General features: G+C 55.7%; 22 protein-coding genes and 1 pseudogene. 2 read left to right on the top strand and 21 right to left on the bottom strand.

The annotated features are described in order from the left end of the window. The 13 genes and pseudogenes from H6B10_RS02620 to H6B10_RS02560 form a co-directional block, all read right to left on the bottom strand. Positions 1 to 220, bottom strand: a pseudogene (locus tag H6B10_RS02620) (fucose isomerase); the annotation flags it as partial. Positions 221 to 239: 19 nt separating this feature from the next. Further along, positions 240 to 875: a DUF4867 family protein gene (locus H6B10_RS02615; protein ID WP_204649376.1), complete on the bottom strand. Its 636-nt coding sequence runs from the start codon at positions 873 to 875 to the stop codon at positions 240 to 242. Between the two features lie 48 nt (positions 876 to 923). Continuing rightward, positions 924 to 2,399: a xylulokinase gene (gene xylB / locus H6B10_RS02610; protein ID WP_204649374.1), complete on the bottom strand. Its 1,476-nt coding sequence runs from the start codon at positions 2,397 to 2,399 to the stop codon at positions 924 to 926. Positions 2,400 to 2,686: 287 nt separating this feature from the next. Continuing rightward, entirely contained in the window at positions 2,687 to 3,820 is a 1,134-nt protein-coding gene (locus tag H6B10_RS02605) for an ROK family transcriptional regulator (RefSeq protein ID WP_204649373.1), read from the bottom strand. Positions 3,821 to 4,349: 529 nt separating this feature from the next. Beyond that, complete coding sequence (locus tag H6B10_RS02600; protein ID WP_204649372.1) at positions 4,350 to 5,816, bottom strand: recombinase family protein; 1,467 nt, start codon at positions 5,814 to 5,816, stop codon at positions 4,350 to 4,352. A gap of 13 nt (positions 5,817 to 5,829) precedes the next feature. Continuing rightward, on the bottom strand, positions 5,830 to 6,204 hold the full coding sequence (locus H6B10_RS02595; protein WP_193503274.1) for a helix-turn-helix domain-containing protein: 375 nt from the start codon (positions 6,202 to 6,204) through the stop codon (positions 5,830 to 5,832). Positions 6,205 to 6,356: 152 nt separating this feature from the next. Next, positions 6,357 to 7,565, bottom strand: coding sequence for an ABC transporter permease (locus H6B10_RS02590; protein WP_204649371.1), 1,209 nt, complete (start codon positions 7,563 to 7,565; stop codon positions 6,357 to 6,359). Further along, positions 7,562 to 8,443 (bottom strand): ATP-binding cassette domain-containing protein, encoded by an 882-nt coding sequence (locus tag H6B10_RS02585; RefSeq protein ID WP_204649370.1) that lies wholly within the window; start codon positions 8,441 to 8,443, stop codon positions 7,562 to 7,564. The genes H6B10_RS02590 and H6B10_RS02585 overlap by 4 nt, the downstream gene beginning before the upstream one ends. Continuing rightward, positions 8,427 to 9,161 carry a hypothetical protein gene (locus H6B10_RS02580; RefSeq protein ID WP_204649369.1) on the bottom strand — a complete coding sequence of 245 codons (735 nt, stop codon included), beginning with the start codon at positions 9,159 to 9,161 and terminating at the stop codon, positions 8,427 to 8,429. Before H6B10_RS02580 ends, H6B10_RS02585 begins: the two co-directional genes overlap by 17 nt. After that, a complete protein-coding gene (locus H6B10_RS02575) occupies positions 9,158 to 9,658 on the bottom strand; it encodes an RNA polymerase sigma factor (RefSeq protein ID WP_058963902.1) in 501 nt (166 codons plus the stop codon). The genes H6B10_RS02580 and H6B10_RS02575 overlap by 4 nt, the downstream gene beginning before the upstream one ends. A 78-nt stretch (positions 9,659 to 9,736) precedes the next feature. Next, positions 9,737 to 9,988 (bottom strand): hypothetical protein, encoded by a 252-nt coding sequence (locus H6B10_RS02570; protein WP_204649380.1) that lies wholly within the window; start codon positions 9,986 to 9,988, stop codon positions 9,737 to 9,739. After that, the gene (locus tag H6B10_RS02565; protein ID WP_345941698.1) at positions 9,985 to 11,208 is read right to left on the bottom strand and encodes a plasmid recombination protein; all 1,224 of its coding nucleotides are present in this window, start codon (positions 11,206 to 11,208) and stop codon (positions 9,985 to 9,987) included. The genes H6B10_RS02570 and H6B10_RS02565 overlap by 4 nt, the downstream gene beginning before the upstream one ends. A gap of 432 nt (positions 11,209 to 11,640) precedes the next feature. Continuing rightward, a complete protein-coding gene (locus H6B10_RS02560; RefSeq protein WP_204649367.1) occupies positions 11,641 to 11,964 on the bottom strand; it encodes a hypothetical protein in 324 nt (107 codons plus the stop codon). Positions 11,965 to 12,292: 328 nt separating this feature from the next. Here H6B10_RS02560 and H6B10_RS02555 point away from each other — a divergent pair, with 328 nt between their 5' ends. Next, complete coding sequence (locus H6B10_RS02555) at positions 12,293 to 13,540, top strand: DUF6076 domain-containing protein (protein WP_204649366.1); 1,248 nt, start codon at positions 12,293 to 12,295, stop codon at positions 13,538 to 13,540. Positions 13,541 to 13,607: 67 nt separating this feature from the next. After that, complete coding sequence (locus tag H6B10_RS02550; protein WP_204649364.1) at positions 13,608 to 14,513, top strand: hypothetical protein; 906 nt, start codon at positions 13,608 to 13,610, stop codon at positions 14,511 to 14,513. 171 nt (positions 14,514 to 14,684) lie between these two features. On the opposite strand, the gene H6B10_RS02545 is transcribed toward H6B10_RS02550, so the two are convergent. From H6B10_RS02545 to H6B10_RS02510, 8 genes are all read right to left on the bottom strand, one after another. Then, positions 14,685 to 16,370, bottom strand: coding sequence for a recombinase family protein (locus H6B10_RS02545; RefSeq protein WP_204649362.1), 1,686 nt, complete (start codon positions 16,368 to 16,370; stop codon positions 14,685 to 14,687). 267 nt (positions 16,371 to 16,637) lie between these two features. Beyond that, entirely contained in the window at positions 16,638 to 17,078 is a 441-nt protein-coding gene (locus tag H6B10_RS02540; RefSeq protein ID WP_204649360.1) for a recombinase family protein, read from the bottom strand. A gap of 1 nt (position 17,079) precedes the next feature. Then, a complete protein-coding gene (locus H6B10_RS02535; protein ID WP_204649358.1) occupies positions 17,080 to 17,457 on the bottom strand; it encodes a recombinase family protein in 378 nt (125 codons plus the stop codon). Continuing rightward, positions 17,412 to 19,433 (bottom strand): ATP-dependent DNA helicase, encoded by a 2,022-nt coding sequence (locus H6B10_RS17935; RefSeq protein WP_243427222.1) that lies wholly within the window; start codon positions 19,431 to 19,433, stop codon positions 17,412 to 17,414. The genes H6B10_RS02535 and H6B10_RS17935 overlap by 46 nt, the downstream gene beginning before the upstream one ends. 459 nt (positions 19,434 to 19,892) lie before the next feature. Continuing rightward, positions 19,893 to 20,213 (bottom strand): DeoR family transcriptional regulator, encoded by a 321-nt coding sequence (locus H6B10_RS02525; RefSeq protein ID WP_204649356.1) that lies wholly within the window; start codon positions 20,211 to 20,213, stop codon positions 19,893 to 19,895. A 443-nt stretch (positions 20,214 to 20,656) separates the two neighbouring features. Then, on the bottom strand, positions 20,657 to 21,805 hold the full coding sequence (gene fucO, locus H6B10_RS02520) for a lactaldehyde reductase (RefSeq protein WP_204649354.1): 1,149 nt from the start codon (positions 21,803 to 21,805) through the stop codon (positions 20,657 to 20,659). A gap of 71 nt (positions 21,806 to 21,876) precedes the next feature. Then, on the bottom strand, positions 21,877 to 22,704 hold the full coding sequence (gene rhaD, locus H6B10_RS02515; RefSeq protein WP_204649352.1) for a rhamnulose-1-phosphate aldolase: 828 nt from the start codon (positions 22,702 to 22,704) through the stop codon (positions 21,877 to 21,879). Positions 22,705 to 22,746: 42 nt separating this feature from the next. Next, positions 22,747 to 24,171 (bottom strand): arabinose isomerase, encoded by a 1,425-nt coding sequence (locus H6B10_RS02510; protein WP_243427221.1) that lies wholly within the window; start codon positions 24,169 to 24,171, stop codon positions 22,747 to 22,749. Between the last annotated feature and the right edge of the window lie 80 nt (positions 24,172 to 24,251).

Genomic DNA, 24,251 nt, shown 5'->3' with positions numbered 1-24,251 from the left:
CCGTCAGGGCGTTGCAGCCCGCGGCCTTTACTTCTTCCACGGCTTTGAGCATATCGGCTTCGTTTTCCACCGTGACGCTGCACTCATAGGGCTCAAAACCTTTGGTCTTGCAGGCGGCCACGATGTTCTGGCGGCGCTGGGTGGACAGGGCAATGGGGAAGCAGTCGCGGCTGACCGCCACAATACCCAGACGGACTTCGGGAATGTTGGTGGATTTCATAATGAGTTCCTCCTTGATTTTACAGCAGGGATGCAATATCAATATTTTCTCCGGTCAGGGCAGCAACGGCACCCTGGCCTGCTTCGTCGGAATCGGGATGGGCCAGCAGCCACTTGTTGCAGGCCCACAGGGTCTTGTCCTCCTCATTCAGAGGAGTCATGGCGGGTTTGGGCCCGTTGGTGCCCCGGGGCAGCACAATGACCACCTGGAACCCGGCACCGGGGGCTGCGGAACAGGGGGCGTAGTGCAGGGTGGTGGCATACACTTCCACCACGGCGCCCGCCGGGGCCCGGAATGCCTGTACCTTGGCGGTATCCAGCTTGCCGTCTACGATGTCGTCTTCCTTGGCTACCAGAAGGATAAAATCCCCGGCGCCGATGTTCAGCTCACTGTCCCGGTGATATTCCAGGCAGTTGAGTCTGGTGTTGTGCCCGTTGCACCATCCCAGCTGGATGGGCATGCCGCCGTAGGCATTGGCGGCAAACTGGGCCGCAACGGGCAGTTTTTCCAGTTCCGGCTGGGAGGGCACGTAGTCCACCCCCGCCGGTACCGGGGTCACAGCCTGCAGGGTCCTGACCAGTTCGGCCGTGTCATAGCCTTCCAGCACCTTGCCGTAGGGGGCAAAAGCCGCGTCGAATACCGATTGAATTTTCATAACATGTCACCTCAAGCGCGGGGTGTGATCCCCGCAAATCGTTCCAATTTACAGCAGCTGGGGATACAGCGCTTTCAGCGCCGGATAAATCTTGGAGAACTGCCGGTACCGCTCCTCATAGCGGGCCGCAATGGCCGGGTCCGGGCGGACGGTGTCGGCCACCTGCACCAGCCTGTCGCAGACTGCCTGCACGCTGGGGTAGGCGCCGCAGGCCACCATGGCCAGCATGGCGCCGCCCATGCCGGGCCCCTGTTCCGAGGCCGGGGTATGCAGTTCCACATTGAGCACGTTGGCAATGATCTTTTTCCACAGGGGGCTCTTGGCGCCGCCGCCGCAGATCATGCTGTGGCGGATCTCCAGCCCCAGGGAACGGGCCACCTCAAAGCTGTCCCGGATGGCAAAGGCCACGCCTTCCAGCACCGCCTGGGTAAAGTCGGTGCGGGTGGTGTCCATGGTCATGCCCAGGAAGGCCCCCCGGGCGTTGGTATCGTTGATGGGGGAACGCTCCCCCATCAGGTAGGGCAAAAAGTAGACATGATTGCGCCCCAGCATCTCATCGGTGATGGGGGCCTGAGCGCCCGCGTAGTCCCGGTCGCCCAGGATCTCGTCCATCCACCACTTGTTGCAGGACGCCGCCGAGAGCATGCATCCCATCAGGTGGTAATGGCCGTCGGCGTGGGCAAAGGCGTGCAGCGCGTTGTGCGGGTCCACGCCGAAATGCTCGCTGGAGATGAACAGCGTGCCCGAGGTGCCCAGGCTGATGTTGCAGGCTCCCTCGCCCACGGTGCCGGTGCCCACCGCCGCCGCGGCGTTATCCCCCGCACCGGCGCAGACCACCACCGATTCCGGCAAGCCCAGCTGGGCGGCAATTTCCGGCCGCAGGGTGCCCACGGCCTCGTAGCTTTCAAACAGGCGGGGCATCTGGTCCTGGGTAATGCCGCAAAGGTCCAGCATTTCCCGGCTCCAGCACTTGTGCTCCACATCCAGCAGCAGCATGCCGCTGGCGTCCGAGTAATCAGTGCAGTGCACCCCCGTGAGAATGTAGTTGATATAGTCTTTGGGAAGCATGATCTTGCGGATGCGGGCAAAGTTTTCCGGTTCATGCTTGCGCATCCACAGGATCTTGGGGGCCGTAAAGCCTGCAAAGGCAATGTTGGCCGTGCGGGCAGACAGGGTCTCCCGGCCGATCTCCTCGTTGAGGTAGTCCACCTCCCGGGCGGTGCGGCCGTCGTTCCACAGGATGGCCGGGCGGATCACCCGGTCGTTTTCGTCCAGCACCACCAGGCCGTGCATCTGGCCGCCGGCGCCGATGCCCGCCACCTGGGATTTGTCAAAGGATGCCAGCAGGTCGGGGATGCCCCCCAGCACGGCATTTTTCCAATCCTCGGGGTTTTGCTGGCTCCAGCCCGGCCGGGGGAATTCCAGGGGATATTCCCGGGAAATTTCGTTCTTGATATGGCCTTCCTCATCCATCAGCAGCAGCTTGACGGCCGAAGTTCCCAGATCAATTCCAATATACAGCATAACAGCCTCCCATGCCAACCTTTTTTACTTGCCGGACTTGCGGCTGGTGACCACGTCAAAGATGACCGCGACCAGGAGCACGCCGCCCTTGGCTGCACAAGCAATTAAAGAAATAACTTTTGTAAATATACTTTATCTTTTGTTTATAGAATACATCAGCTCTATTTCAGATGTCAATGCGTTTTGGATCATTTTTCCTCATTCAGAGGGTTGCACAAAACGCCCCTGAGAATTTATACAATTCTGACAACAAAAAACCGCCGTTAAAAAACGGCGGTGCTGCATTCTTAAAGCTGTTTTACAAAATTGTATAAAAGGCGTGTGGCGGCCCCAATGCACACCGAATGGCTGGAACTGGGGCTGAAGGTGATAAAGCTTGCCTCCTCCGACTGGGAGACCAACCCCCGGATCAGGTTTTCCAGCTGGTCCCGGTAGGGCGGCAGATACTGGGAGAGCAGTCCCCCGATGACCACAGGGCAATCCAGAATGGTATGAATGATGGTCACGGCATTGGCCAGATTTTCCAGGTAGGTATCCCACAGGGCCTTGTATTCCCCGTTGCCCTCCTCCAGCCGCTGGAAGAACTCGTCCAGGCTGATGTCCAGGTCGTCGGAGAGGCGCGCCGTGGAGCAGTAGGCTTCCAGGCAGCCCTTGCGCCCGCACTTGCACAGCAGACCGTTGGGGTTCAGGCAGATATGGCCGAATTCCGCCGCCCGGTGGTTCACACCGTCGTACAGTTTGCCGTCTACCAGCATGGCGCCGCCCACGCCCCGGCTTAAAGAGAGGTAGGCCATGCTGGGCTGGTCCGTGCGGTTCCACCACACGCCAAATCCGCCGCAGGTGGCGTCGTTATCCAGCAGGACCGGGTAGTGGATTGCCTGGGTAAACTGGCACGGGGTGGAGCTGTGCACGCCGATGGTGGGCGCGTATTCGATGGTCGTCTGGTCCGGCCCGATGATGCCCGGCAGGGTCATGGCAACGCCCAGCAGTTTTTCCCGGTCCAGCTGGTGTTCATCCAAAAACTGTTCGATCAACTGGGAGAGGTGATTTCCATAGGCAGCCGTGTTGGAAAAAGGGATCACCACTTTCTGGCAGGCCAGGGTTTCCTGCCGCAGGTTGATGGCCACCATGTGCAGATCGCTTGCAGTCAGTTCAATACCCAGCGCAAACCGCGCATTGGGCAAAGGGATGATCAGCCGCGGCCGCCGTCCCCCGGTAGAATCGGTGGTAACGGAGCGGTCCAGAAGGCCCATATCGGTCAGTTCGTTCAGATTCTGGGTCAGCGTGGGCAAACTCATGGACAAACGAAACGCCAGATCTTGTTTCGTAACAGGTTCCCACTGTGCAATCAGATAGCGGTATACGCGATTCCGGTTTTCTTTGCGCAATTCAACGGTAGACAAAGGCCTGCGGGAACTCATACAGAAACCTCCCTTTTACTTTTGCACTTTTATAAAACTACTTTTACTATATCATAGTGGGGAAATAATTGCAAACATTGGATTCTTCCGTGCGGCCCCTGCGACCGCTCCCTGCTTCCGCCGCAGGCGCGGTCGCCTTCGCAGCTGTTCTCGTCCCCGTCTGCACCAGCTCTACTTCCCGGATTATAGCAATAAAAAAGAGCCCTACGCTTTCCGTAAGGCTGTGTAGCGGCAACATCTCTACCCACGGCACGCCCTGCTTTCCTTTACGTTCCCCGGGGACTCTCCCGCGCTCTAAAAAGGGTCCACCGGACCCTTTTTGCCCGCCGGAGCGGACGGCGGGCCCTTACGAGTTGCGGTGCCCGCATCGGCCGGCGCCCCTTGGGACGGGGCTTGTCCTCTGCGACCGCTGCCCCTGCTCCGGCTCCCTGTTTCCGCCGCAGGCGGCGGTCGCCTTCGCAGCTGTTCTCGTCCTCCGAGCGTGCAACCAAAATAAAAGCCCCCACGGCGGGACACGCCGTAGGGGCTTTTATTTTGGTGCACCATTCCCATCCAAAAACGAACTAAGTACTTCTTCTAAAGATACCGGGCGTCCGCCCTCTTGATAGTTGAAATTTACCACGATGCGGTCATCGAACAGATAGATGGAATTGACAAAACAGTCGATGACCTTCTCCTGAAAGGCGATATCCGCCGGGTCGCCGTGGCGGAACTGATCGAACCAGAAAAGAATCTGTTCCCGGGTAATGGGCGGCTTTTCGATCTGCTCCTGCAGGATGCTGGTTTCCAGCGCTTCACGCTGCTGTTCCAGTACCTCCATCCGCGCCTTGGTGGAGGGGGTCAGGATGCCCTGCTCGATGGCCGCCACCAGATTGTCGATCCGGCGCTTGACCTCTTTCAGCTCCGCCTGCAAAACCGGCAGGCGGGTGTTTTCCTTGCTTTGGTATTCCAGCAGCTTGTCCGCCAGCAGGTCGATAACCCGGTCATTCAGCACCTTTTCCAACGCCGTCTGCACCACAAACTGCTCCAGCGGCTCCTTGCGCACCGGCTTCAGGCTGCAAGCCTCCTTGCCGCTGCGTTTACGAGTGCCGCATTTATAATAGCAGTGGACCGTACCTGTGTGGCTTCTGCCGCTCTCCCCTGCCATCATGGTACCGCACTTGCCGCAGAACAGCTTGGTGGTGAGCAGATAGTGGACATCCGCCTTGTTGTGTGCCGGTGCCTGGCGGTGAATCTCACACCGGCGCTGGACCGCATCGAAGCAGTCCGGGTCGATGATGGCCGGGATGGCATCCGGGATGACGGTATCCTTATAGCGGTATTCGCCCAGATACCGGCGGTTTTTGAGCAGCGTCTGGAAGCTGTTCTTGGTGAACGGGTTGCCCCGGCTGTTGCGGATGCCCCGGGCGTTCAGCGATTCGATGATACTGCGGATGCTCTCCCCCGCCGCATACCGCTGGAACGCTTCCTGCACCACCGGCGCGGTGGCCGGGTCGATCTGGTAGTGATGCTCGCTGTCGATGCGGTACCCCAGCGGCACCGGGCCGCCGTTGAACTTGGCCTTGAGGGCATTCTCTTTATGACCGCGGCTGACCTTCTCGGCCAGCTCCGCCGAATAGTACTCGGCCATGCCTTCCAGCAGGCTTTCCAGCATGATGCCCTCCGGCGTGTTGGAGATGGGTTCCGTCACCGACACCACATGGACCCGGTTATTTTTGAGGATGCGCTTATAGTGGGCTGAGTCGTACCGGTTGCGGGAAAAGCGGTCCAGCTTCCAAACCAGCACCGCTTCAAAGGTGTGGGTGGCGCTGTCGCGGATCATCTGCTGGAACTGCGGGCGGCTGTCGGTCTTGGCGGACAGTGCCCTGTCGATGTAGGTCCGCACCACAGTGATGCCGTTCTGGTCGGCATACTCCTTGCATTCCCGCAGCTGGCCCTCGATGGATTCTTCCCGCTGGTTGTCGCTGCTGTAACGGGCATAAATCACGGCATTCATGGCGTGCACCTCCTCACTTGTGCTTCTCCTCTTCTCCCATATTGAGGATCATCTGCTTTAAGCGGCGGTTCAGCTCGCTGCCCGGTGTGAAGCAGGCTTCCACAAATTCGCTCCAATCCGGTTTGCGCTGCACCACCTCCTGCGCCCCTTCCGGCGTAACGCAGACATACCGCCCGCGGGGGTCTTCGCACAGACCGAAGATATAGTCCAGCGATACATTAAAATAGGTGGCATACCAGACCAGGATACGGTAAGGTGCCGCCGCCCTGTCAGTTTCGTACCGGTTGATGGCCGCCTGATTGGTTCCGGCTAGTGCCGCCAGCTGAGCCTGGGTCAGCCCTGCATCCTTGCGCAGCACGCGCAGCCGGGTGCCTACGGATACATCCATGGAAAGACCTCCTGTAAAATTCGTCAATTCAAGTATAATCGAATCAGCGGTTTTCTTCAAGTCTTTCTTCTGGTCCTTTCCTAGTTCACCCGTCAGAAAAAATGTCATGAGAGATTTCTGTCTCCCATGACATTTTGCATATTGACGGCTCTTTACCGTTTTCGTTTCCGGCACCATGCCATCACAGCAAACGGCAGGCAAACGAGTCCTACCAGGAACGGGATCACCAGCAAAGGTCCGGGCGACCAGATCCGGAAACCGAACCAATGATACAGGTTCTGCCGGAAGATATCCTCCGCCCCGCCCACAAAGGGCAGCAGCCGCAGATATTGCTGTACCGACCAGGGCAGATACTGGTTTAGGATCTGTGGTCCCCAGGTGATCAACAATGCGGCGATCAATGCTGCCGTGGTTCCCGGCAGAAGCGCCGACATCAGCAAGGCAATCCCGGCAAATCCCAGCACAGAGCAGAACAGGTACGCCAGTTCATAGCATTCCGCCTGTAGCATGTTCATCGGTGCAGTGGTCAGCATCTTGATCAGCTGGATGGGCAGATTCCAGCCCTCAAATCCCAGCCAGATCGCCTGAACCGCCACCATAACCGCCGCAAACACCGCAAAGATTTCCACCGCAAAGGCAAGGCCCGACAGGAGTTTGGCCCCGGCCAGTCCTGCTTTTCCATGCAGGGATGTCACCTGCAGCGTATCCATGCCCCGCCGTCTTTCCCCGGCGAACACAGATGTCAGGGCCAGAGCCAGAACCACGGGCAAGACCATCTGCCCAAAGCCCCCGATTCCGTTGCCCAAAATGGCAGACCAGCCTGCAGCCCAGCCGTATGCCATGGGCTTGTCCACCTGGCTGTCCATATCCAGAAAGAACTGCCGATCCGCCGGGTCTGAAAACTGGTTTTCCAGGTAATATTCGAGTTTTTCCTCCCGACGCTCATACAGACCGGTCAAGCGAGCAGGGTCCACATAGTAGATGGTAAGTGTGGGATAGGTCTGGGTCTGATCCTCCACCTCCGGCCACAGAAACGATACCAGTGTTCCCTGCAGAAAGCTGAAATCCGCCAAAGCCCCGTCAAACTCGGGGTTCTCCGCCAGGATTTGCTGATAGGTACGCACCATATCCTGTACATTCTCATCGGTGAGCGTTTGCCACTGGGCGGCATATTGCTGACTCTTGCGAATGTTCGTATACCCATCGATCTGGTGACTTCCATCCGCTCGCATGGTGCCGAAATTGATACACTGCATGGCCCATACCTGCAGCCCCAGCGTCAACAGCAGCATTCCACAGACTGCCAGTCTGGTCAGTCCAGAGCGCCACAGTTTCTTATGTTCCTGCCAGAACAGGCTCATGGATTGTCGCCTCCTTCCTCCTCCGGGAAGTACAACAGATACAGATCTTCCAACGTGGGGATACATGGCCTTGCCGCCGGGGCAGGCTTTGCATCCGCCAGAATCCGCAGCGTCACGCTGTTCCCGTCATAGCGCAGATTGATTACTGTCATTCGTGCCTGCCAGGTCTCAGCCTCTTGGGACGGCAAAGTCAGCTCCCACACGCGTCCGTTTGCCTGCTGCAGCAGTTCCGAAACTGTCCCCTGGGTTTGAAAGCGTCCGTCTTTCATCAGGAACACCTTGTGCGCAATCGCTTCCAGATCAGAAACAATGTGGGTGGAAAGCAGCACAATTTTTTCCTGCGCGTACCCTTCCAGAATGTTGCGGAAGTGGACCCTCTCCTTGGGGTCCAACCCTGCGGTCGGCTCGTCCAGAATCAGAATATCCGGGTCATTGAGCAATGCCTGGGCGATGCCCAACCGGCGGCGCATCCCGCCGGAAAAGGTCCGGATCTTTTTATTGCCAGCCTCCTGCAGACGGACCATATGCAGCAGTTCCTGAATCTTGGGCATGGCCTGGGAGCGGGTCATCCCTTTCAGCACAGCCATATACAGAAGGAAATCGCGGGCGCTGTACTGCGGATATCCGACAAAATCCTGGGGTAGATAACCCAGTTTGTCCCGGTATGCCGCCCCCAGTGCGTCAATGGGAATCCCATCCAGGCGTACCTGTCCGGCAGTGGGCTTCAAGACGCCGCAAATCATCCGCAAAAGAGTTGTTTTTCCCGCCCCGTTAGCGCCCAACAGACCATAAATACCGGGTTCCAACACAGCGGTGACCCCTGCCACCGCCGTGTTTCCTCCGAACTCCTTGCACAGATTTTCAAGCAGCAATTCCACCGATGATGCCCTCCTTTCGTTGTTGGAACAGAGAAATCAGTTCTCTGACAAAAAATCCGCCGAATACCAGGAATGCAAGAATCCAGCCGCCCAACGCAGATGTTTCATACAGTTGGGGTGCCGCAAGATGAATCATCAGCAGTCCTGCTGCCGTGACGGAACATACCGCGATACAAATTGTTCCATTGCTCCGCGGACAGCGTCGAAGCACTGTCAAGGCAACCATCGCACAAAACAAAAAAGGAACCAGCAGATAGAAAAATAACGGCAGCACGGCTTTTCCCGTCTGTGACCTTCCCAACACCAGTGCCGATGTCAGAATCACAAGGTCTGCGGCCGCGGCCAGAATCAACTTGGCAAGTGCTAATTCTGCACGGGACACACAGGTGGATGCTTCCAGTTCATCCATGTCGTAGCGCTGACCAGCAAACAGGACCGGCAGACATACTGCCACCAGAAGAGGCCCCAGCAGCGGCAGCCAGGACACAAGGTCTTTTTGTCCGGCCGCCGCCAGGAAAAACAGAACAGAAGCCGCCCCCTGAGCCGCCCACATGGGCACCCCGGTAAAGCGCCATACCTGTGAGAGGAAGGTCCAGAATCCGGTACGCTGCCGCACCGAATTTTCTTGTAAGAGCGCGGCGCACTTTTGTTTGGTTTCCGCCATGCGAGAGGGCTGGGGCCCCTGGCACAGCAGGTGATGCAACTCAGAAGAATTCACAGTCTTCCCTCCCTTAAAGATTTCAGTGCTTTCCGTACACGGCTCTGCACGGTGCGTAATGGCTGGCCCGTCACGGCTGCAATCTCGCGGTATTTCAGTCCTTCCCCATACCGGAGCAATACGGCTTCCCGCTGCTCCGGGGGCAGACTTGCCAACAGTCGCTCTGCCATATCACGGTTTTCGACAGCTTCAAAAGGCGCCGATGTGTCTGCCATGTTCTCCGGTAACGGTTCCGTTTTTCTTTGTCTGGCAGCATCCACGCACAGACAATAGGCGATGCGATACAGATAGGCGCGGAACTGCCCTTGTTCCCGGTAGCTTCCTATGGTACGAAACAGGTGCAAAAAGACTTCCTGGGTCAGGTCCTCCGCCGTCTGTGTACAAGGGGTATGGCGGGCGCAATATCGCAGAATTGCCGTATAATATCGCTCAATCAGGGCATCTCCCGCCGTGCGGTCTCCGGCCTGAATGCGACGTATCAACTGCGCATCCCGCATACGCATCCCCCCTTTGTAAAATGTGCTTCACTTATGATAACGAGGTTTCTCCCCAAAATGATTAGGCTATAAGCACTTTCACGTTTTTTCTTCCGCGTTTCTCCTGTTTTTCCACTCCTCAAACAGCCGTTGTCCCTCTTCCGACTGGTAAAATGCCTGGATCTTGGGCAGCAGGAACCGGGCGAACCGCTCCAGCTCCTGCTGGGGCACGCCGTCCTCCCGGTATTTGGCGGACGCCGCTGCCTGTGCTGTTTTCTTCTCCTGCCGATCTTCCGTAGCGGCTCCTTTCTGCAGGGCTGCCCCCTGCTGCCTTATGATGCGTTCTGTCATCGATCCTGACCCTTGGCCCGCTGGCGGCGCTGCTGACGGTTCAGCCGCTTTTCCTCCTGCCGGCGTCGGCAGATGCCCAGCACAAACGCCTGCACCTGTTCCGGTGCCACCCGCATGGCTTCGCGGTAGGGCCGGGTTTCGGTGAGTACTGCATCCAACTGTTCCTCACAGCGGTGGAGGCGCTGGCGCACTTCCTGTTCCCTCACTGTGCTTTGCTGCAGCTGCATCCGCAGACTGAGGTTTTCCGCCTGCAACTTGCCGGTGGCCTTTGCCATCTCACACAGCGTCTGAAAATCTTGCGGCATCAGTTCCACCCGCTTTTCCAGCACACCTTTGGTTTTGGCCCGCTGCTCGATGTCCGCCACATCGCGGATTGAGCCGGAAATGTTCTTCACCTGGGAGATAAGCTCCTTCCGCTGACCTTGCAGCTGTTTGGTCTGGTCAGACAGCTCTGCCACTGTCTGGCGGTCTTTCTGGACCTTATACTCCAGCACATCCAGGTGTTCGGCATCGCTCCCCTGTACACCGCGTTCAAAGTCGGTGAATCCCGCCTGCCGCATGTGCTCGAAGAATTGCGTTTGCAGCAGGCTGTAGGAACTTATCAACCGGGGCTTGCCGTTCTTTTTCAGCACAGGCTGTCCCTGGTCATCGGTCATGGGGACCATCGGCCACTTTTTGCTGTGGCTGACCTGCATGATCGTTTCCCGCACGGTACCCCGTAGCGCCGGGTCCTTGCACCGTTTGGACCAGAGGATCTGCTTTTCCACCACCGGCAGGTAGACAACGTGGAGGTGATAGTGGAACACATCCCTTCCCAGCCGGTCACTGGCTTCCCGGTTGCGCTCGTCGGCGTGCATGACCGCGGAGATGATGTACTGTTCCCCGCCTGCGATCTCCTTGGCCAGCTCATACACCTCGGCGTAGAATTTCTTGGCGTACTCATAGCCGCCGTGGGTCTCGAAGTAATCGGTGTTCACATCAAACACCAGCTCATCAAAGACGTAGGCATCCGGTTTCAGTCCTCGGGTGGAAACGACGCCTTCTTCCACCATCCGCTCAAATTGCTGGGCGTAAGTAGCTGCCTCACAGGCTTTGAAGGTCACATTGTTGTGGCTGTATTCCAGCAACACATCCGGGTTGGAGTACACTTCGTTCTTGCGTTCGTTGTGCCGCTCCCGCACCGAGATAGCATTTTTACGGTAGCGCTCATTGCGCACCACGGTCCGATGGATTTTGCTGATAGGCGACTCCTTTCTTGGGTGCGGTTCTGCTGCGGATGGGGTACGCAGATGCTTTGGAAAGCATCTGACCCACTATGACACTTTCCGGCGCTGCCGGCAAAGTGCCAGTGGGCCCGCTGCGGCGGGAGGGATCGGGATACGGCTGCCAACCGAAATCGGTGTGCCATCTTCCCGGTTGGGCCGCCGTCGTAGCGGTTACCAAGTCTGTGGTTGCCTCTGGAAACCAGGCACCACAGCCTTTGCCCACCTTTTGCAAAACGCGGGGTGTGGAATTCTTTCTCTATTTCTCTTTTAGTTAGATAGTTCATTCTATCTTTATCGTGTCGGTTTTTCCGACGGGTCAGTGTCGGCAAATCCGTCAACTGCCTGTCCGTTTTTCCTACAGGTCGTGCCGGATTCTCCGACGGGTGGTTACAGCTCGTTGGGTTCCTTGGGCCGGGGCAGATTGAGATAATACCGCCGGGCCTTTCCGTTTGACTGTCCCGGCACGGGCTCCAGCAAGCCGCAGCGTTCCAGGGCGGCGAACAATCCGGCAGCCTTCTCCCGCTGGCAGTGCAGCAACCTCCCGGCACTGGCCCGCGAGAGGCTCACACAGGGCCTGCCCTCGGCTTTCCAGCGCCCGGTGGTATCCTGGGCCGACAGCCGAAGCAGCCCCAGCAAATGGCCGTACAGCAGCTTGCTTTCGCCGGGAAGATCCCGATAGGGTTCTTCCGACAGGAGACTGCTCGGGATCATCAGAAAGCTGTCAATACGGTTGAGGTTTTCCTCTGCGGGAACGAGTTCATGGTTCAGATGGCACCTCCTTGGGTTATAGGTTAGTTGCGGACTCTGGCTTCTGGCATCCCTCTTTTCCGGTTGGTTTTGTCCTCGGAAAATGTTTGACGATTTCATCATAGATTCTTCCGACACACACAGCATACAACGCCTTGCAGTCAGTTTCAAGATGTGTTAGACTGTTTTCATGTTGGATGATTCACACATTTCTCTCGGCTGTTTCTGAAACACAGAAAAACACAGAGCCTTTTTCCTTCCACTATGCTCCAACACAGGACGGTGACAAATTTTGAACTACCAGACGTACCTTTTCTTTGAAGGCCGCACCGAATACATCCAAGGCTACGACACGCCCCAGCATACATATCCGCTGGGTTCCCTGGTGTTCGGTGTGCTGGACCTGGATGCCGTCCCCTATCTGGAACGGGGCCGCGCGTTGCTGGAAAGATTCCGGGGTGTAGAATTCCCGGAAGATCAGACCATGCAGCAGAGCCTAGCCTCCCCTGACACCTGTGTGTATTACCAGGTGGCTTCCTTTTACCATGATTTTTCCACCGCTGTGCGGCAGGTTTCCCCTGCTCTGTTTGATCTGGTGGAAGGCTACACGCTTGCCAACTTCCGTCGCAATGAGCGGGAACTGAAAGCTACCCAACATAGCCTGTGGCAATTTATACAGACTGGAAAAAATGACAGTTCGTATACATTTGATGAATTGCGCACCAGAATGTCCCACCTCGGCGAATTGGCCATAACCAGCGACATCATGGAGGGGTTCTGCCGGAACTTCCCGGAGTACACAGACCAGATGAAGGTATTTATCCAGCGTGATACCGGGGATGCCTCTCTGTGCCGGACGACACTGTCGGTATTGGAATCCTTTGTGACCTTGCTGCAGCAGTTGGTGGACAGCAAAACAGATCTGCACCAGCTGATCGAGGCTACACTGGTGGACGAGGATGGCCGCCCCAGAACGGAGCATGGCCAGCGCCCTTCGGAGCTGCTGGTAGAACTGGCCGAAAATGGCGATTCGACCTACCAGAAATATCACAGGCTGGAGGACGACATCCATATCCAGACCCGTTACAAACGGCCTGCAGACAACAAAAAAGGCGGCATTTCTGCCGCCACGTTCTACGCAAGCGATACGCTGCCTGCGTTACTCTTTTTGGAATTTGTACAGATGTGTGCCCAGGACCTGCCGGTCACTGTCTGTGAAAGCTGCCACCGGCTGTTTGTGCCCTTCTCCAGCCGTGCCAAGTATTGTGAGCGGGTGCTGGACCCAGAAACCGGCGCCACCTGCAAGGATATTGCCGCCAAGCTGGCCTATGCCGAGGAATTGAAGGCCAACAAAGCCAAGGAACTCTACAACAAGATGCGCAACCGCTACCAGATGCGCTGCTCCCGTGCTCCCGGCAACCAGAAAATGCGGGATGACTACAACGCCTGGCGCAAGCAGGCGCAGATGGCGCTGAGTAAGTATCAGTTAGGGGAAATCGGTTGGGAGGAGTTTGAAGGGATTATTCTGAAGAACAAGTAAGTATTCATGTTACACAATCGAAATTACTATTCTTACTTGTCTTCTTATTGTACGGAGATCTATCAATATGAATAAAAAACATTCTGGATATTGCGCCCTTTGCCTAGAGTATAAAGATAAACTTACCTTTGAGCATATTCCGCCACGCTCATCTGGTAACAATAGCCGTGCCAAAATTTATAATGGGCAGGAGTTAATAGGAAGCAACAAACTTCCATGGGACTTCTCCGAAATGCACTATGAGAATGCTCAGCAGGGAGCGGGGAAATACTCATTATGTAAAAAGTGTAATAATAAAACCGGCCGCTGGTATGGAGCTGCTTACTCACAATTCGCGCAACAGATAAAAGAAACATTTGAAACCAGTTTTTCGCATCTCATACAAACTGGTGAAATAAATATAAAAAACGTTTACCCTCTACAAGTCATAAAGCAAATTTTCTCTATGTTTTGCTCCGCCAATCCTCCTACGGACGATCATACCAATTACAAACCTGTCGTATACCCATTCAGTACACAAATTCTAACATCGCCTATTCAAAAATTGATTTTAGCTCAATACAATCTTGTTAATGCAGAATATTGGATTGATGATTTACGAAAGGTTGTCTTAGATAAAGAGCGAACCGGATTAAATTACGGCCGATTCAAGATTTGTATGTACTTTACATTAAGCCCCTTATTAAAAATCAACGGGATCAGCGAATCACTCAATCTTAACCATCATGACCCTGTATCTGTAAGCGAAATTGTAACATATCCTGTAGGCTTTTTACTTATACTAAACCCTAATAACGCTATCTCATATCCAGGGATCGATATAACCCATTGGGCAGATTATGCTTATACCGACTGCACTAGCATCTCCTTGCCGCTATGTATGTATCCCGTCAATTCCTGGATTCCAATAGATTTCCGCAGTAGAGAAGAAATACAGAAATGTATAGAGGCTAATAAGAGCTTTCTTGGCTAGTGCCATTTTTTCTTAATATGGATGTATGGATATAAAAAACAAATCCGAACGCACCTTCAAAAAGAAGTACGTTCGGATTTGCTTGGTATGGTGCACCATCGGGGACTCGAACCCAGGACCCACTGATTAAGAGTCAGTTGCTCTCCCAACTGACCAATACTAATGGTGTAGTCAAAATTTTCCATGTGGTTCTTCTCTCAAGAACTGCTTATAAGTTCCTCGCACATGGATTGTAATCTTGTATCCTTTTCCAACCTCCACCTTCTCGAACAGCTGTGCCAGGATAGCTCTTTTCCTCTGGACTGTGGCAAGATCAAATTCATTTGCCCAGCCGAGGAATTCATCGTAGTAACTGCGGATCTGCTGTACCGTGGTCCGATCATCATTGTTCTGCAATAGAGTTGCGTACTCACCTTTTGCTTGCCTGACTTCAGCCTCTGCCTGAGCAATCAGTCGGGCCAGCATCTCCTGCGAGAAGGCGCTCTCCCCTTCCAGACATTTCAACACTTCATCCTCATAGCGTTGTTGCTTGTACTGGGCTGCCTTGATTTTCTTCTCGGCAGCCTGCTTTTTTCTATTATGGTTTGCTTCTTGCTGACGAATCTTCTGCTCGATGCTCTTATCATAAGGCTCGCTCTTAATCTTGCGGAACAGTTCATCGGCGTAAACAAGCACGATCCTGTCAACCTTCTCTGCGAGATAGAGAGACTGTCCATCACATTGCCGCAGGTGCTGGCCGCGCTGGTAGCAGTTGTACTTGGCCTGCACCTTCTCCCGGATACTCCCATCGGCCAGTTTATATCGATCTGTATGCAAAAAGGCCGACATCTTCGCCCCGCAATGTGCGCAGACGACGATGCCGGCCAATAATGTTGGATTGCTGCTCTTTTGGGCAGCGTTTTTATCTTTCATAGCCTTTTTGCTTCTTTTGCTGATCATCTCGTTGGCCTTGGCAAACAAAGCCTCATCAATGATCTGCAGCTGCGGCATAAACTCCGATCTTGCCGCCTTAGTAATGATATATCCAGTATAGCCTTCATGCTGAATCATTCTCTTGATGTTGGAAGACTGGAACTCCGCCCCCTGGCGGGTACGCAGTCCTCGTTGGTTCAGCATCTGTGCCATGGCATATCCACTGGCACCTTCTTCCGCCACTTTCATAAACACTTCCCGGACCCATTCCGCTTCATCTGGATTGATTTCCAGATCCTTTACGGGCTGGTCTCTCTTGTTGACTCTACCTTTATTAATAGCACGGTATCCATAAGGGACAAAACCTCCGGCAAAATGTCCACTGGAAACGATCTGACGGATGCGGTCCCTGGTTCGCATGGAAGTCTTTTCGCTTTCCCCTGCCGCCTGCCAGAACCGGATATAGTTCATGAGCTTGTCGCCGTGACTTTCGATACGCTGCTGGCCTTCGTGGGTGCTCCACATCTGGATACCGTGCTGGACAAACCATTCCAGTACGAATGGCGTTTCACTCTCGATGCGTCCCAGCCGGTCAAACATATACACCAGAAGGATATCGAAGTTACCCGTGCTTGCCTCGCTGCGCAGTTCCTGAATCACATCCCGCTTACTGGCGGAAACTTTGGAACCCGAGATTCCCTTCTCGGCTTTTTCCAGTACCACACGCCAGCCATGCTCCTGGGCGAACTTCCGACAGGCGATCTTCTGCATAGGGATATCGTCGTGGTCCACCTGTCCTTTCGTGGAAACTCGATAGGACAGGGCCGCCCGTGGTGCATCGACCTCCAACCGCATCTGTTGGGTCATAAAATACGAATCATCTAACCACTTCTGATCTGCCTGCGAGATCTCCACTTCCTGCCCATGTTGGTCCCAAAAAGTCATCGTTGTTCCTCCCCTATTCAATTAGTTCGGGCTATTTGCCCATCCCAACAATACTCATTCAACGGGAGGAAAGCTATCACCAAAACGGAGAAACACACTCTCTACAACTGGTCACAATTTGACAGTTTACCCTCGCGGAGTTTTCTCTCTGCGTAGGCATCCATAATCATGGATTTCACTTTTTCAAGTGTACCTTCATCGTCCTTTTCCGAAAAGTATATGGTAACAGAGCCCCCCTCTACTTCCCGCTGTATCCGAGTACGGCCATCAGGCATCTGCTGTATGTATTCCTGCACACCGGTTCCTTCCTTTCGGGCAATCTGCAATCACACAATCCAGACCATAAAGATATAGCTGATACCGCAAACTTACATCGGTGGTGATCAGCGTCACATCGCTTGCCTGTAATTCGACAAGGATCTTGCAAAGTTTGCTTCTCTTACGGGCAAATCGAGAAAGCCTTGTTACTGCCACGGCATCGACATTGCCCCTGCGCACGGCCCGGAGCATGGAAAACAAACCAGGACGCCAAAAGGAATTGTCCTTGGTACATTCGCAGCTTTGGCCAACTATACAGTACCCATTGCAATTTGCCCATTCACGAAGTTCATCCAGCTGCTGTTCAGCAGCAGAGCGATGCCGGCTGCCTGTGCGCGCATACAACCAGACACGCGGAAAGAAAAGCACATCTTCTTTCTTGCTTTCCATCTCACACCTCCGAATCGTAATTCGGGAGAGCCATCCAGTGCCGGCCACCCGGTTCGATCCAGCCGCACTTAACGCCGAAGGTGTGGATGCCATAGCAGAGCAACGAAGCGATAAGCCCTTCCAGTTCGGGACGGCCACAATGTAGATGCTCGGCATCCACCACGATCAGAACATCTGCTTCGCCGTCTGCCGCGGCGCGCAGCAGGTCGGCCATACCGGGGCGCAGCGACAGCGGCTGGTCTTCGGTGCCAGCCTGAGCATACAGCTCCTGTACGCAAGGCCAGCGCAGTTTGCGAAGCGCTTTACGGCAGATCAGAATCTGCTGCCGCATGGTCAGGTCTCCACTTTTGACTTCCTGGATAAAACAGATAGCTCGCATGATAAATCTACCTCCCTGGATAATTTGGGCAAAAAGTATTCCGGGCTTTTATGCTTCCGGTAAAATTTGCGGACCGCCCGGAGCGAGGCGCCAACGGGCATTTCCGGCAATGCGCCCAGCACTGCCCGGTGGTAGCGCCCGCCGGGGGCCGCACGGGGATCGAGGATTGCCACCACACCGCTATCCGTTTCGGTGCGGATGGCACGGCCAAAGCCCTGACGCAACTTGATCTGCATTTCGGGCACGATCTCGGTCTGGATGTAACTGTGAAGATCGCCGTATTGCGTCCGCAGCGCTTCTCCCAGCGGATCGGGCACGGGGAACGGAAGCCTCGGGATCACAAGCAGAGAAACCATATCTCCTGGGAAATCCACTCCTTCCCAACAGGCACCGCTGGCGAACAGGACCGCATTGGGCAGTTGTTTGAACTGCTGCAGATAGCTCTGTGCATTGCGCCGCAGCTGCAAAACGGGTAAAGGGAGTTTGTCCTTCAGCTTTTCGTAGACATGGCCCATCTGGTCATAGGATGTGAACAACACCAGCGTGTGGCCGTTTGCCGCATGGACCAGTTCTTCGATTTGCCGGGCGATGCGCTCCTCCTCCGGCTCGCTCTTATGCCGCCGTGATTCGGGGAAATACAGCATACAGTTTTTCGCGTAATCAAAGGGCGAAAGGACTTTCAGGGTGCGCAGCGGCGTGCCCCGATCCAGGCCCAGCCGCTTTTCGGCATGGGAAAAATCTTCCCCCACTGCCAGTGTACCCGAAGTAAGGATCGCAGGCTTTTGTTCATTCCAAAGCGCAGAGGTCAGACATTTCGGCAGATCAAACGGTACGGCACACAGTTCCACGCCGATTCCACCACTTTCCCGGTGCCAGGTAAGATAGCGCACAAAGGCGCTGTCTGTACCTAAGAACAGCGGTATCAGCTGCTGTACTGCGCTTAGTTTGCCGCGCAGTCCTCGGGGCATTGCTTCGGGCCTCTGTTTCAGAATTTCGCCGATTGCTTTGTCCAGATGCTGGAGCGCCGCGGTTTCGGCCTTTGTCTGTTTCAGCGGTATTGCCCGTTCTGCTTTCGTTTCCGGCGGCGCAAATGCCGCGAGGAATTCCCGGGTGACGGCTCGAAGTTTCTGCGCGCTCAGCCCACAATGACCGGCTGTCAGCAGTTTTTCATAGGCGAGCAACTCTGCTGAACAGATCCGCCGGGTGTTCATCTGTCGTACGGTTTCCGGTAGCTTGTGCGCTTCGTCGATCACCAAAGCCTGGTAATCCTTCAAAAGCGGCGTCCAACCGTTTTTCCGATGAGCCGCGTCTGCCAGCAGGTAATTGTGATTGCAAACCTGGATCGTGACCGAAGGCCCGTTGGATGCTTTCAGATATTGTCGGTAGCGGCAGTCCGTATGTGCGATGCAACTGCGGCCGCACCGACTCGGCACACAGATCAGGCGGCGCTCATGGCGAGGCAGGTTCGGCAGTCGGTCAAGGTCCAGGCATTGCCTAGCTTCCTGCAGCGCGGTGGCCCGCTTGCGGAAGCGTTTTCCCCTTGCCGTAATCTGCTTTTGGCGAATCAGCAAACGCACATCGCAAACGAAGCGTTCCTTTCCTTTTCGCAGCACGGCACAAACCGGGGCTTGAATATATCCATTTTGTATTAATGCATCCGATAAAAACGGTATGTATTCTTCCAAAATTGCATTCTGCAGCGTGATGCTGGCCGTGGAGATCACCACCGGCCGCTGCATTGGACTCGGCTTTTGCAGCTGCCATAAAATGCAGGCGACCAGATAGGCATAGGTCTTGCCCAGACCCACACCGGCGTCACACAGGGCCACATCCCTGCCAAACAAGGTATCCAGCATCGCATGGCACAATCGTATCTGGCCTTCGCGTACGTTCATCCCTCTGGCCGAAAACACTTCCCGGAATATCTGCTCTGCTTGTCGGTGGGCTTTCTCGTATCCGGTTTCTGGATTAGTCAATAGGATCATCTCCTTGGTTGATGGCAAAATAGTACGGCGCAGCGGTCTGCACTGCGCCGCACGGGTTCGACATCAACACATGGGGTTGTTGATGTTCGGCAAAAAAGAGTAATATACAGAAATGCCATATTTGCCGCTCGCCCCCCTGGCAGTTGGGAACACGGTTCACTTTCGTTAGGCAGCCGCTTGCGCAGCCTTCACTGGCGTTCCAGAGGTCTAAGGATTGCAACCCAAGGTCGGCCACCCCGTCTGACGTGCGGGGCAAACAGGGTATCATTATCTCCCATGCAGATCATGGCGAAGCAGCTCTCGCTGCTTTTTCAGTAGAATGGATCGCTCGGTACAATCTCGCCACCTTGCCGGGTATGAGCTTGTACGTCATGGCGCTTCTCTGATCACGCTTCTTACACCGGGAACGTACCTCCGTGCTGGGTATTCGGTTGTCAAGGTGCGGCCTGATCAATCAGCCCAAGCAAAGTCGTTCAGGATACTTTGGAATATTTCACGATCTTTAACGCAAACGTTATCCAGATTTCTCCGAATAGCGTCTACCTGTTCAGGTTTTAGATACTTTCTGCTCAAGTAATATCCATCTGGCAGAGAAATTCCCCCGTTACGACCAAAGGTATGTATAAATGGATACTCTTCAGCAAGCGTAAGAAAATCCCTATAGATCGTCATCCGCGATACACCGAACTCTTCGGCCAGATGTTGCATGGTGTCATACCGACGCAGATTCATCAGTTCAAGGATTTTTCTGCGCCGTTCGTTCGGCCGCACCGCGGTTTCCCTCCCTTCCTTTGCTATGGGGGTATCTTATCGCCTAAACCTAACACCTTTTGATACATTTAAATAAAAAATTTATATTTCATAAAAGAAGGTGCCTTTCTGCAGACACAGAAATAAAAAACACCGTCCTCAGGTACTATCAACGCAAGTCCGCAAGTCGATAATTCCCAAAAGATGGCGTTTTTTATAATATATTGTCGAACAAAAAAAGAGTGCCAACCGCATCGCGATCAGCACTCTTCTTTAGATTTATTTTAATTTGTATCTTTCTTTTAAAAAACAGTTTTTTATCTTTCAATATTCCTTTTCCCCGTAGGTAGAGGTTTTTATAAAACAGCGCAACTCAAATTTATCTACGCTCAGATCCCCCATATACGGACAACGGTAATATTTTTGAGTTGGCCGTCGACTTGCAGATTCACAAGCATTCCCACTTACAGCTGGCTCTTATAGAGTTCCTTGATCTCCTCTACGCTGGTGTCGCGTGGGTTGCCCGGACAGCAGGCATCGGCAAAGGCGGACTCAGCCAGGAACTGGATGTCCTCCTCCTTCAGGATGCCCTGGAGGTTCGAGGGGATGCCCACATCGGCACTGAGCTTCTTCACGGCGGCGATGGTAGCGTCGGCGGCCTCGGCATCGCTCATGGCGTCGATGCCTTCCACGCCCATGGCCTTGCCGACGGCACGATAGCGCTCACCGGCCACGCTCTTGTTGTACTCCAGGCCCACCGGCAGCAGGATGGCGCAGGCCACGCCGTGGGGGGTGTCGTACAGAGCAGACAGGCCGTGAGCCATGCTGTGCACGATTCCCAGGCCCACGTTGGAGAAGCCCATACCGGCGATGTACTGGCCCAGGGCCATGCCCTCACGGCCTTCCGGCGTGTTCTGGACAGCGCCGCGCAGATTTTCGGAAATCAGGCGGATAGCCTCCAGATGGAACATATCGGAGATGGTGCAGTGGCCCTTGGTGATGTAGCCTTCAATGGCATGGGTCAGGGCGTCCATACCAGTGGCGGCGGTCAGGCCCTTGGGCATGGAAGCCATCATGTCAGGATCGACAACGGCAACCTCGGGGATGTCGTTGGTGTCCACGCAGACGAACTTGCGCTTCTTCTCCACGTCGGTGATGACGTAGTTGATGGTGACCTCAGCCGCGGTGCCGGCGGTGGTGGGCACGGCGATGGTGAAGACCGCGTGCTTCTTGGTGGGAGCAACGCCCTCCAGGCTGCGGACATCGGCGAACTCAGGGTTGTTGATGATGATGCCGATGGCCTTGGCGGTGTCCATGGAGGAGCCGCCGCCGATGGTGACGATGCAGTCCGCCTGGGCTTCCTGGAAGGCCTTCACGCCGTCCTGGACGTTCTGGATGGTGGGATTGGGCTTGATCTCACTGTAGAGGGCGTAGGCGAAGCCAGCAGCCTCCAGCAGATCGGTGACCTTCTTGGTGACACCGAACTTCACGAGGTCGGGGTCAGAGCAGACGAAGGCGTTCTTGTAGCCGCGGGACGTCAGCTCGGGAATGATGTTCTCGATGGCGCCATGGCCGTGGTAGGAAATGGTGTTCAGAACAATGCGGGATACCATAACAGTACACTCCTTTTTGTGTTTTGAAAATGATGGGTTGAACTCCCTTGGGGGGGGAGGAATCACGGAAGTCAGTCGAGGAAATTCTCGTTGAGGGTGACACCGAAGTCCCGGGCGATGGCGCGCAGGTCGTCATCCTCGATGGTCTGGCGGATCAGGCCGCCGCCCATGGACAGAACCTTGACGTAGATCTCGGCGCTCTTCTCGATGGTGTGGGCCAGACCGAAGGTGGTGTCGTAGTCGGGGCCGGAGACAAACAGGCCGTGCTGGGCCCAAATGGCGGCCTGGTAGGTCTTCATCTTCTCGCTGGTGGCCATGGCGATGTCCGCACCGCCCGGCACCATCCAGGGGCAGACGCCCACGCCTTCGGGGAAGACCACCGGGCACTCGGTGGCGCTCTGCCACAGGGCACGGCTGAAATCACGGTCGGTCAGGGGCAGGATGTAGGTCAGGGCGATGACGTTAGTGGCGTGGCAATGGTAGATGACCCGGTTGGCGCCGTTGGTGGCAGCCTTGCGCACGCTGTGGTTCATGAAATGGCTGGGGAATTCGCTGGTGGGCTTGGCGCCTTCGGTCAGGCCCCAGACGATGCGCCAGCTGTCGCCGGCGGCATTGATCTCCACAATGCCGATAGAGTGGATGGGGTCGGGTTCCACATTGCGGAAGTACTTGCCCGAACCGGTGGTGATGAAATATTCCCCGGCCAGGTTGTCCGCCTGGACACCCATCTTCACCCATTCCCGGGGCGTCTCGTCAAAGTAGGGACGGCAGGCGGCCACGTCCTCCTCGGTCATGCGGTAGGTCAGGTTGCCGCCGTTGCGCTCGTGCCAGCCCTGCAGCCAGCCGTCGTTGCACATCCGGATAAAGCCTTTGACACAGGGGATGTCATAGATTTCCATATTCATGTTCCTTTCTGTATAAATCTGTCTTAAGAAGTGGGATCAGCGGGTGATTACATCCACCGGCACATTGAAGATTTTGGCAACCTTCAGGATGGTGTCGATGTGGCGGCCGCAGGCGGCAGCCATATGGTGGGTGGGGCCGGCCTCGCTCCAGCGGTTGACGAACTCCCGGGCACCGCAGGCAAAGCGGGTGCGCATATTGGTGTCGCCGAAGGTGAAGATGGGGCCTTCCTCGTTGATGCCCTCGGCCACCACAAACTTGAAGTGGCCGTCCTTGTCCTGGGTGATGCCCAGGTAGGTCACGGGACCCAGATGGGGGTAGAACTGGGTCAGGTAACCGCCGCCGGTCTTGCCGTGGAAGACCGGCACGATCTTCATGGTGGGCTTTTTGGCCGAGATGGCTGCGTCGCCGGAGCCGGAATGGCCGATGATGCAGATGTCCTTGTCAAAGTCGATGGAATACATCTCGGACAGCTGGCCCTGGCCGGAAATCGTCTTGAGAATGGACATGGCCATGGCCACCTTGATGTCCCCCTCCACGGCGCAGGCGACGCCCTGCTTGATGAGCATCGAGAAGGCAGGAATCAGCATGGAGTCCAGCACCCCCGCCTTGCCCTGGGCAAAGCCGTCATAGTGGGAGGCGATGAAGGCGATCTTCTCGTCATTGACCCACTGCTCAAAAGCCACCACGTAGCGGGCCATCTCCCAGACCTTTTCCACCGTGCCGCCGCCCTCGATGTCGAAGGTGTCGAGGATCTCCTCGGCCTTGGCGCGGATGACCGCCTCGTCGGTGACGTTGTCAGCAATGGCCCACATCTTCTCCCAGTCAAACTGTTTGGTGTAGAGCCACATCCGGTGGTAGAGGTTGGTCTCGTCGATGTAGAGGTCCATCATGCCGGGGTAGGGACGGCCGATCTGGGCCAGATTGGTGTCCCGGAAACGGCGGCGCACCTGGGCGGCCTTGCACCAGTCGTTGATCTCGGCCTGGACGGTGGGGTCACCGCCCTCCACCACGCCGGTGATCACCGCATGGCGCTTGCCGGCCCGCTCCAGGTCGGCCACCATCTCGCCCACGGCGCCGCAGGCGTAGAGCTCACCCAGCCACTTGGCGGTGTCGGTGTGCTCGTAGTCGGGGGCGCGCAGCTTCTGGACGTTCACCAGCACCACCGGCACATCCAGGTCCCGCACGGCGGGCAGCATGTTGTAGGAGGTGGCGTAGGTCAGCAGCTGCAGAATCACCAGGTCCACGTCGGCGGCGCGGAACTTGTCCCCGGCCGCCTGGCTCAGCTCCTTGGTGGTCACGATGCCGCCGTCCACCAGTTCTACGGTGTCGGGAATCATGGTTTTGAACTGCTCATACTGGGCCTGGAATTCCGGCACCAGACTGGGGAACTGGGGCAGATAGGCGCCCAGGGCAATGGCGAACACGCCTACCCGGGCTTTGGTTTCCACTAACATGCTCATTGGGGAAGAACCTCCTTGATATCAAAACTTTCACGGATACTTTGTCTTGCGGTGACCAGGCCGGCAAATTCGCCGCCGTG

It is taken from the genome of Gemmiger formicilis, assembly GCF_016901605.1.
In the GTDB taxonomy this organism is placed as follows: domain Bacteria; phylum Bacillota; class Clostridia; order Oscillospirales; family Ruminococcaceae; genus Gemmiger; species Gemmiger formicilis_B.
Note: the sequence above shows the minus strand (reverse complement) of the source record. Positions and strands in the feature narration are given on the sequence as shown.

What these genes read in the sequence shown, in the direction of transcription:
- H6B10_RS02615 (WP_204649376.1), bottom strand. Translation starts at nt 875, where the DNA reads ATGAAAATTCAATCGGTATTCGACGCGGCTTTTGCCCCCTACGGCAAG.
- xylB (WP_204649374.1), bottom strand. Translation starts at nt 2,399, where the DNA reads ATGCTGTATATTGGAATTGATCTGGGAACTTCGGCCGTCAAGCTGCTG.
- H6B10_RS02605 (WP_204649373.1), bottom strand. Translation starts at nt 3,820, where the DNA reads ATGAGTTCCCGCAGGCCTTTGTCTACCGTTGAATTGCGCAAAGAAAAC.
- H6B10_RS02600 (WP_204649372.1), bottom strand. Translation starts at nt 5,816, where the DNA reads ATGAATGCCGTGATTTATGCCCGTTACAGCAGCGACAACCAGCGGGAA.
- H6B10_RS02595 (WP_193503274.1), bottom strand. Translation starts at nt 6,204, where the DNA reads ATGGATGTATCCGTAGGCACCCGGCTGCGCGTGCTGCGCAAGGATGCA.
- H6B10_RS02590 (WP_204649371.1), bottom strand. Translation starts at nt 7,565, where the DNA reads ATGAGCCTGTTCTGGCAGGAACATAAGAAACTGTGGCGCTCTGGACTG.
- H6B10_RS02575 (WP_058963902.1), bottom strand. Translation starts at nt 9,658, where the DNA reads ATGCGGGATGCGCAGTTGATACGTCGCATTCAGGCCGGAGACCGCACG.
- H6B10_RS02570 (WP_204649380.1), bottom strand. Translation starts at nt 9,988, where the DNA reads ATGACAGAACGCATCATAAGGCAGCAGGGGGCAGCCCTGCAGAAAGGA.
- H6B10_RS02560 (WP_204649367.1), bottom strand. Translation starts at nt 11,964, where the DNA reads ATGATCCCGAGCAGTCTCCTGTCGGAAGAACCCTATCGGGATCTTCCC.
- H6B10_RS02550 (WP_204649364.1), top strand. Translation starts at nt 13,608, where the DNA reads ATGAATAAAAAACATTCTGGATATTGCGCCCTTTGCCTAGAGTATAAA.
- H6B10_RS02545 (WP_204649362.1), bottom strand. Translation starts at nt 16,370, where the DNA reads ATGACTTTTTGGGACCAACATGGGCAGGAAGTGGAGATCTCGCAGGCA.
- H6B10_RS02540 (WP_204649360.1), bottom strand. Translation starts at nt 17,078, where the DNA reads ATGGAAAGCAAGAAAGAAGATGTGCTTTTCTTTCCGCGTGTCTGGTTG.
- H6B10_RS02535 (WP_204649358.1), bottom strand. Translation starts at nt 17,457, where the DNA reads ATGCGAGCTATCTGTTTTATCCAGGAAGTCAAAAGTGGAGACCTGACC.
- fucO (WP_204649354.1), bottom strand. Translation starts at nt 21,805, where the DNA reads ATGGTATCCCGCATTGTTCTGAACACCATTTCCTACCACGGCCATGGC.
- rhaD (WP_204649352.1), bottom strand. Translation starts at nt 22,704, where the DNA reads ATGGAAATCTATGACATCCCCTGTGTCAAAGGCTTTATCCGGATGTGC.
- H6B10_RS02510 (WP_243427221.1), bottom strand. Translation starts at nt 24,171, where the DNA reads ATGAGCATGTTAGTGGAAACCAAAGCCCGGGTAGGCGTGTTCGCCATT.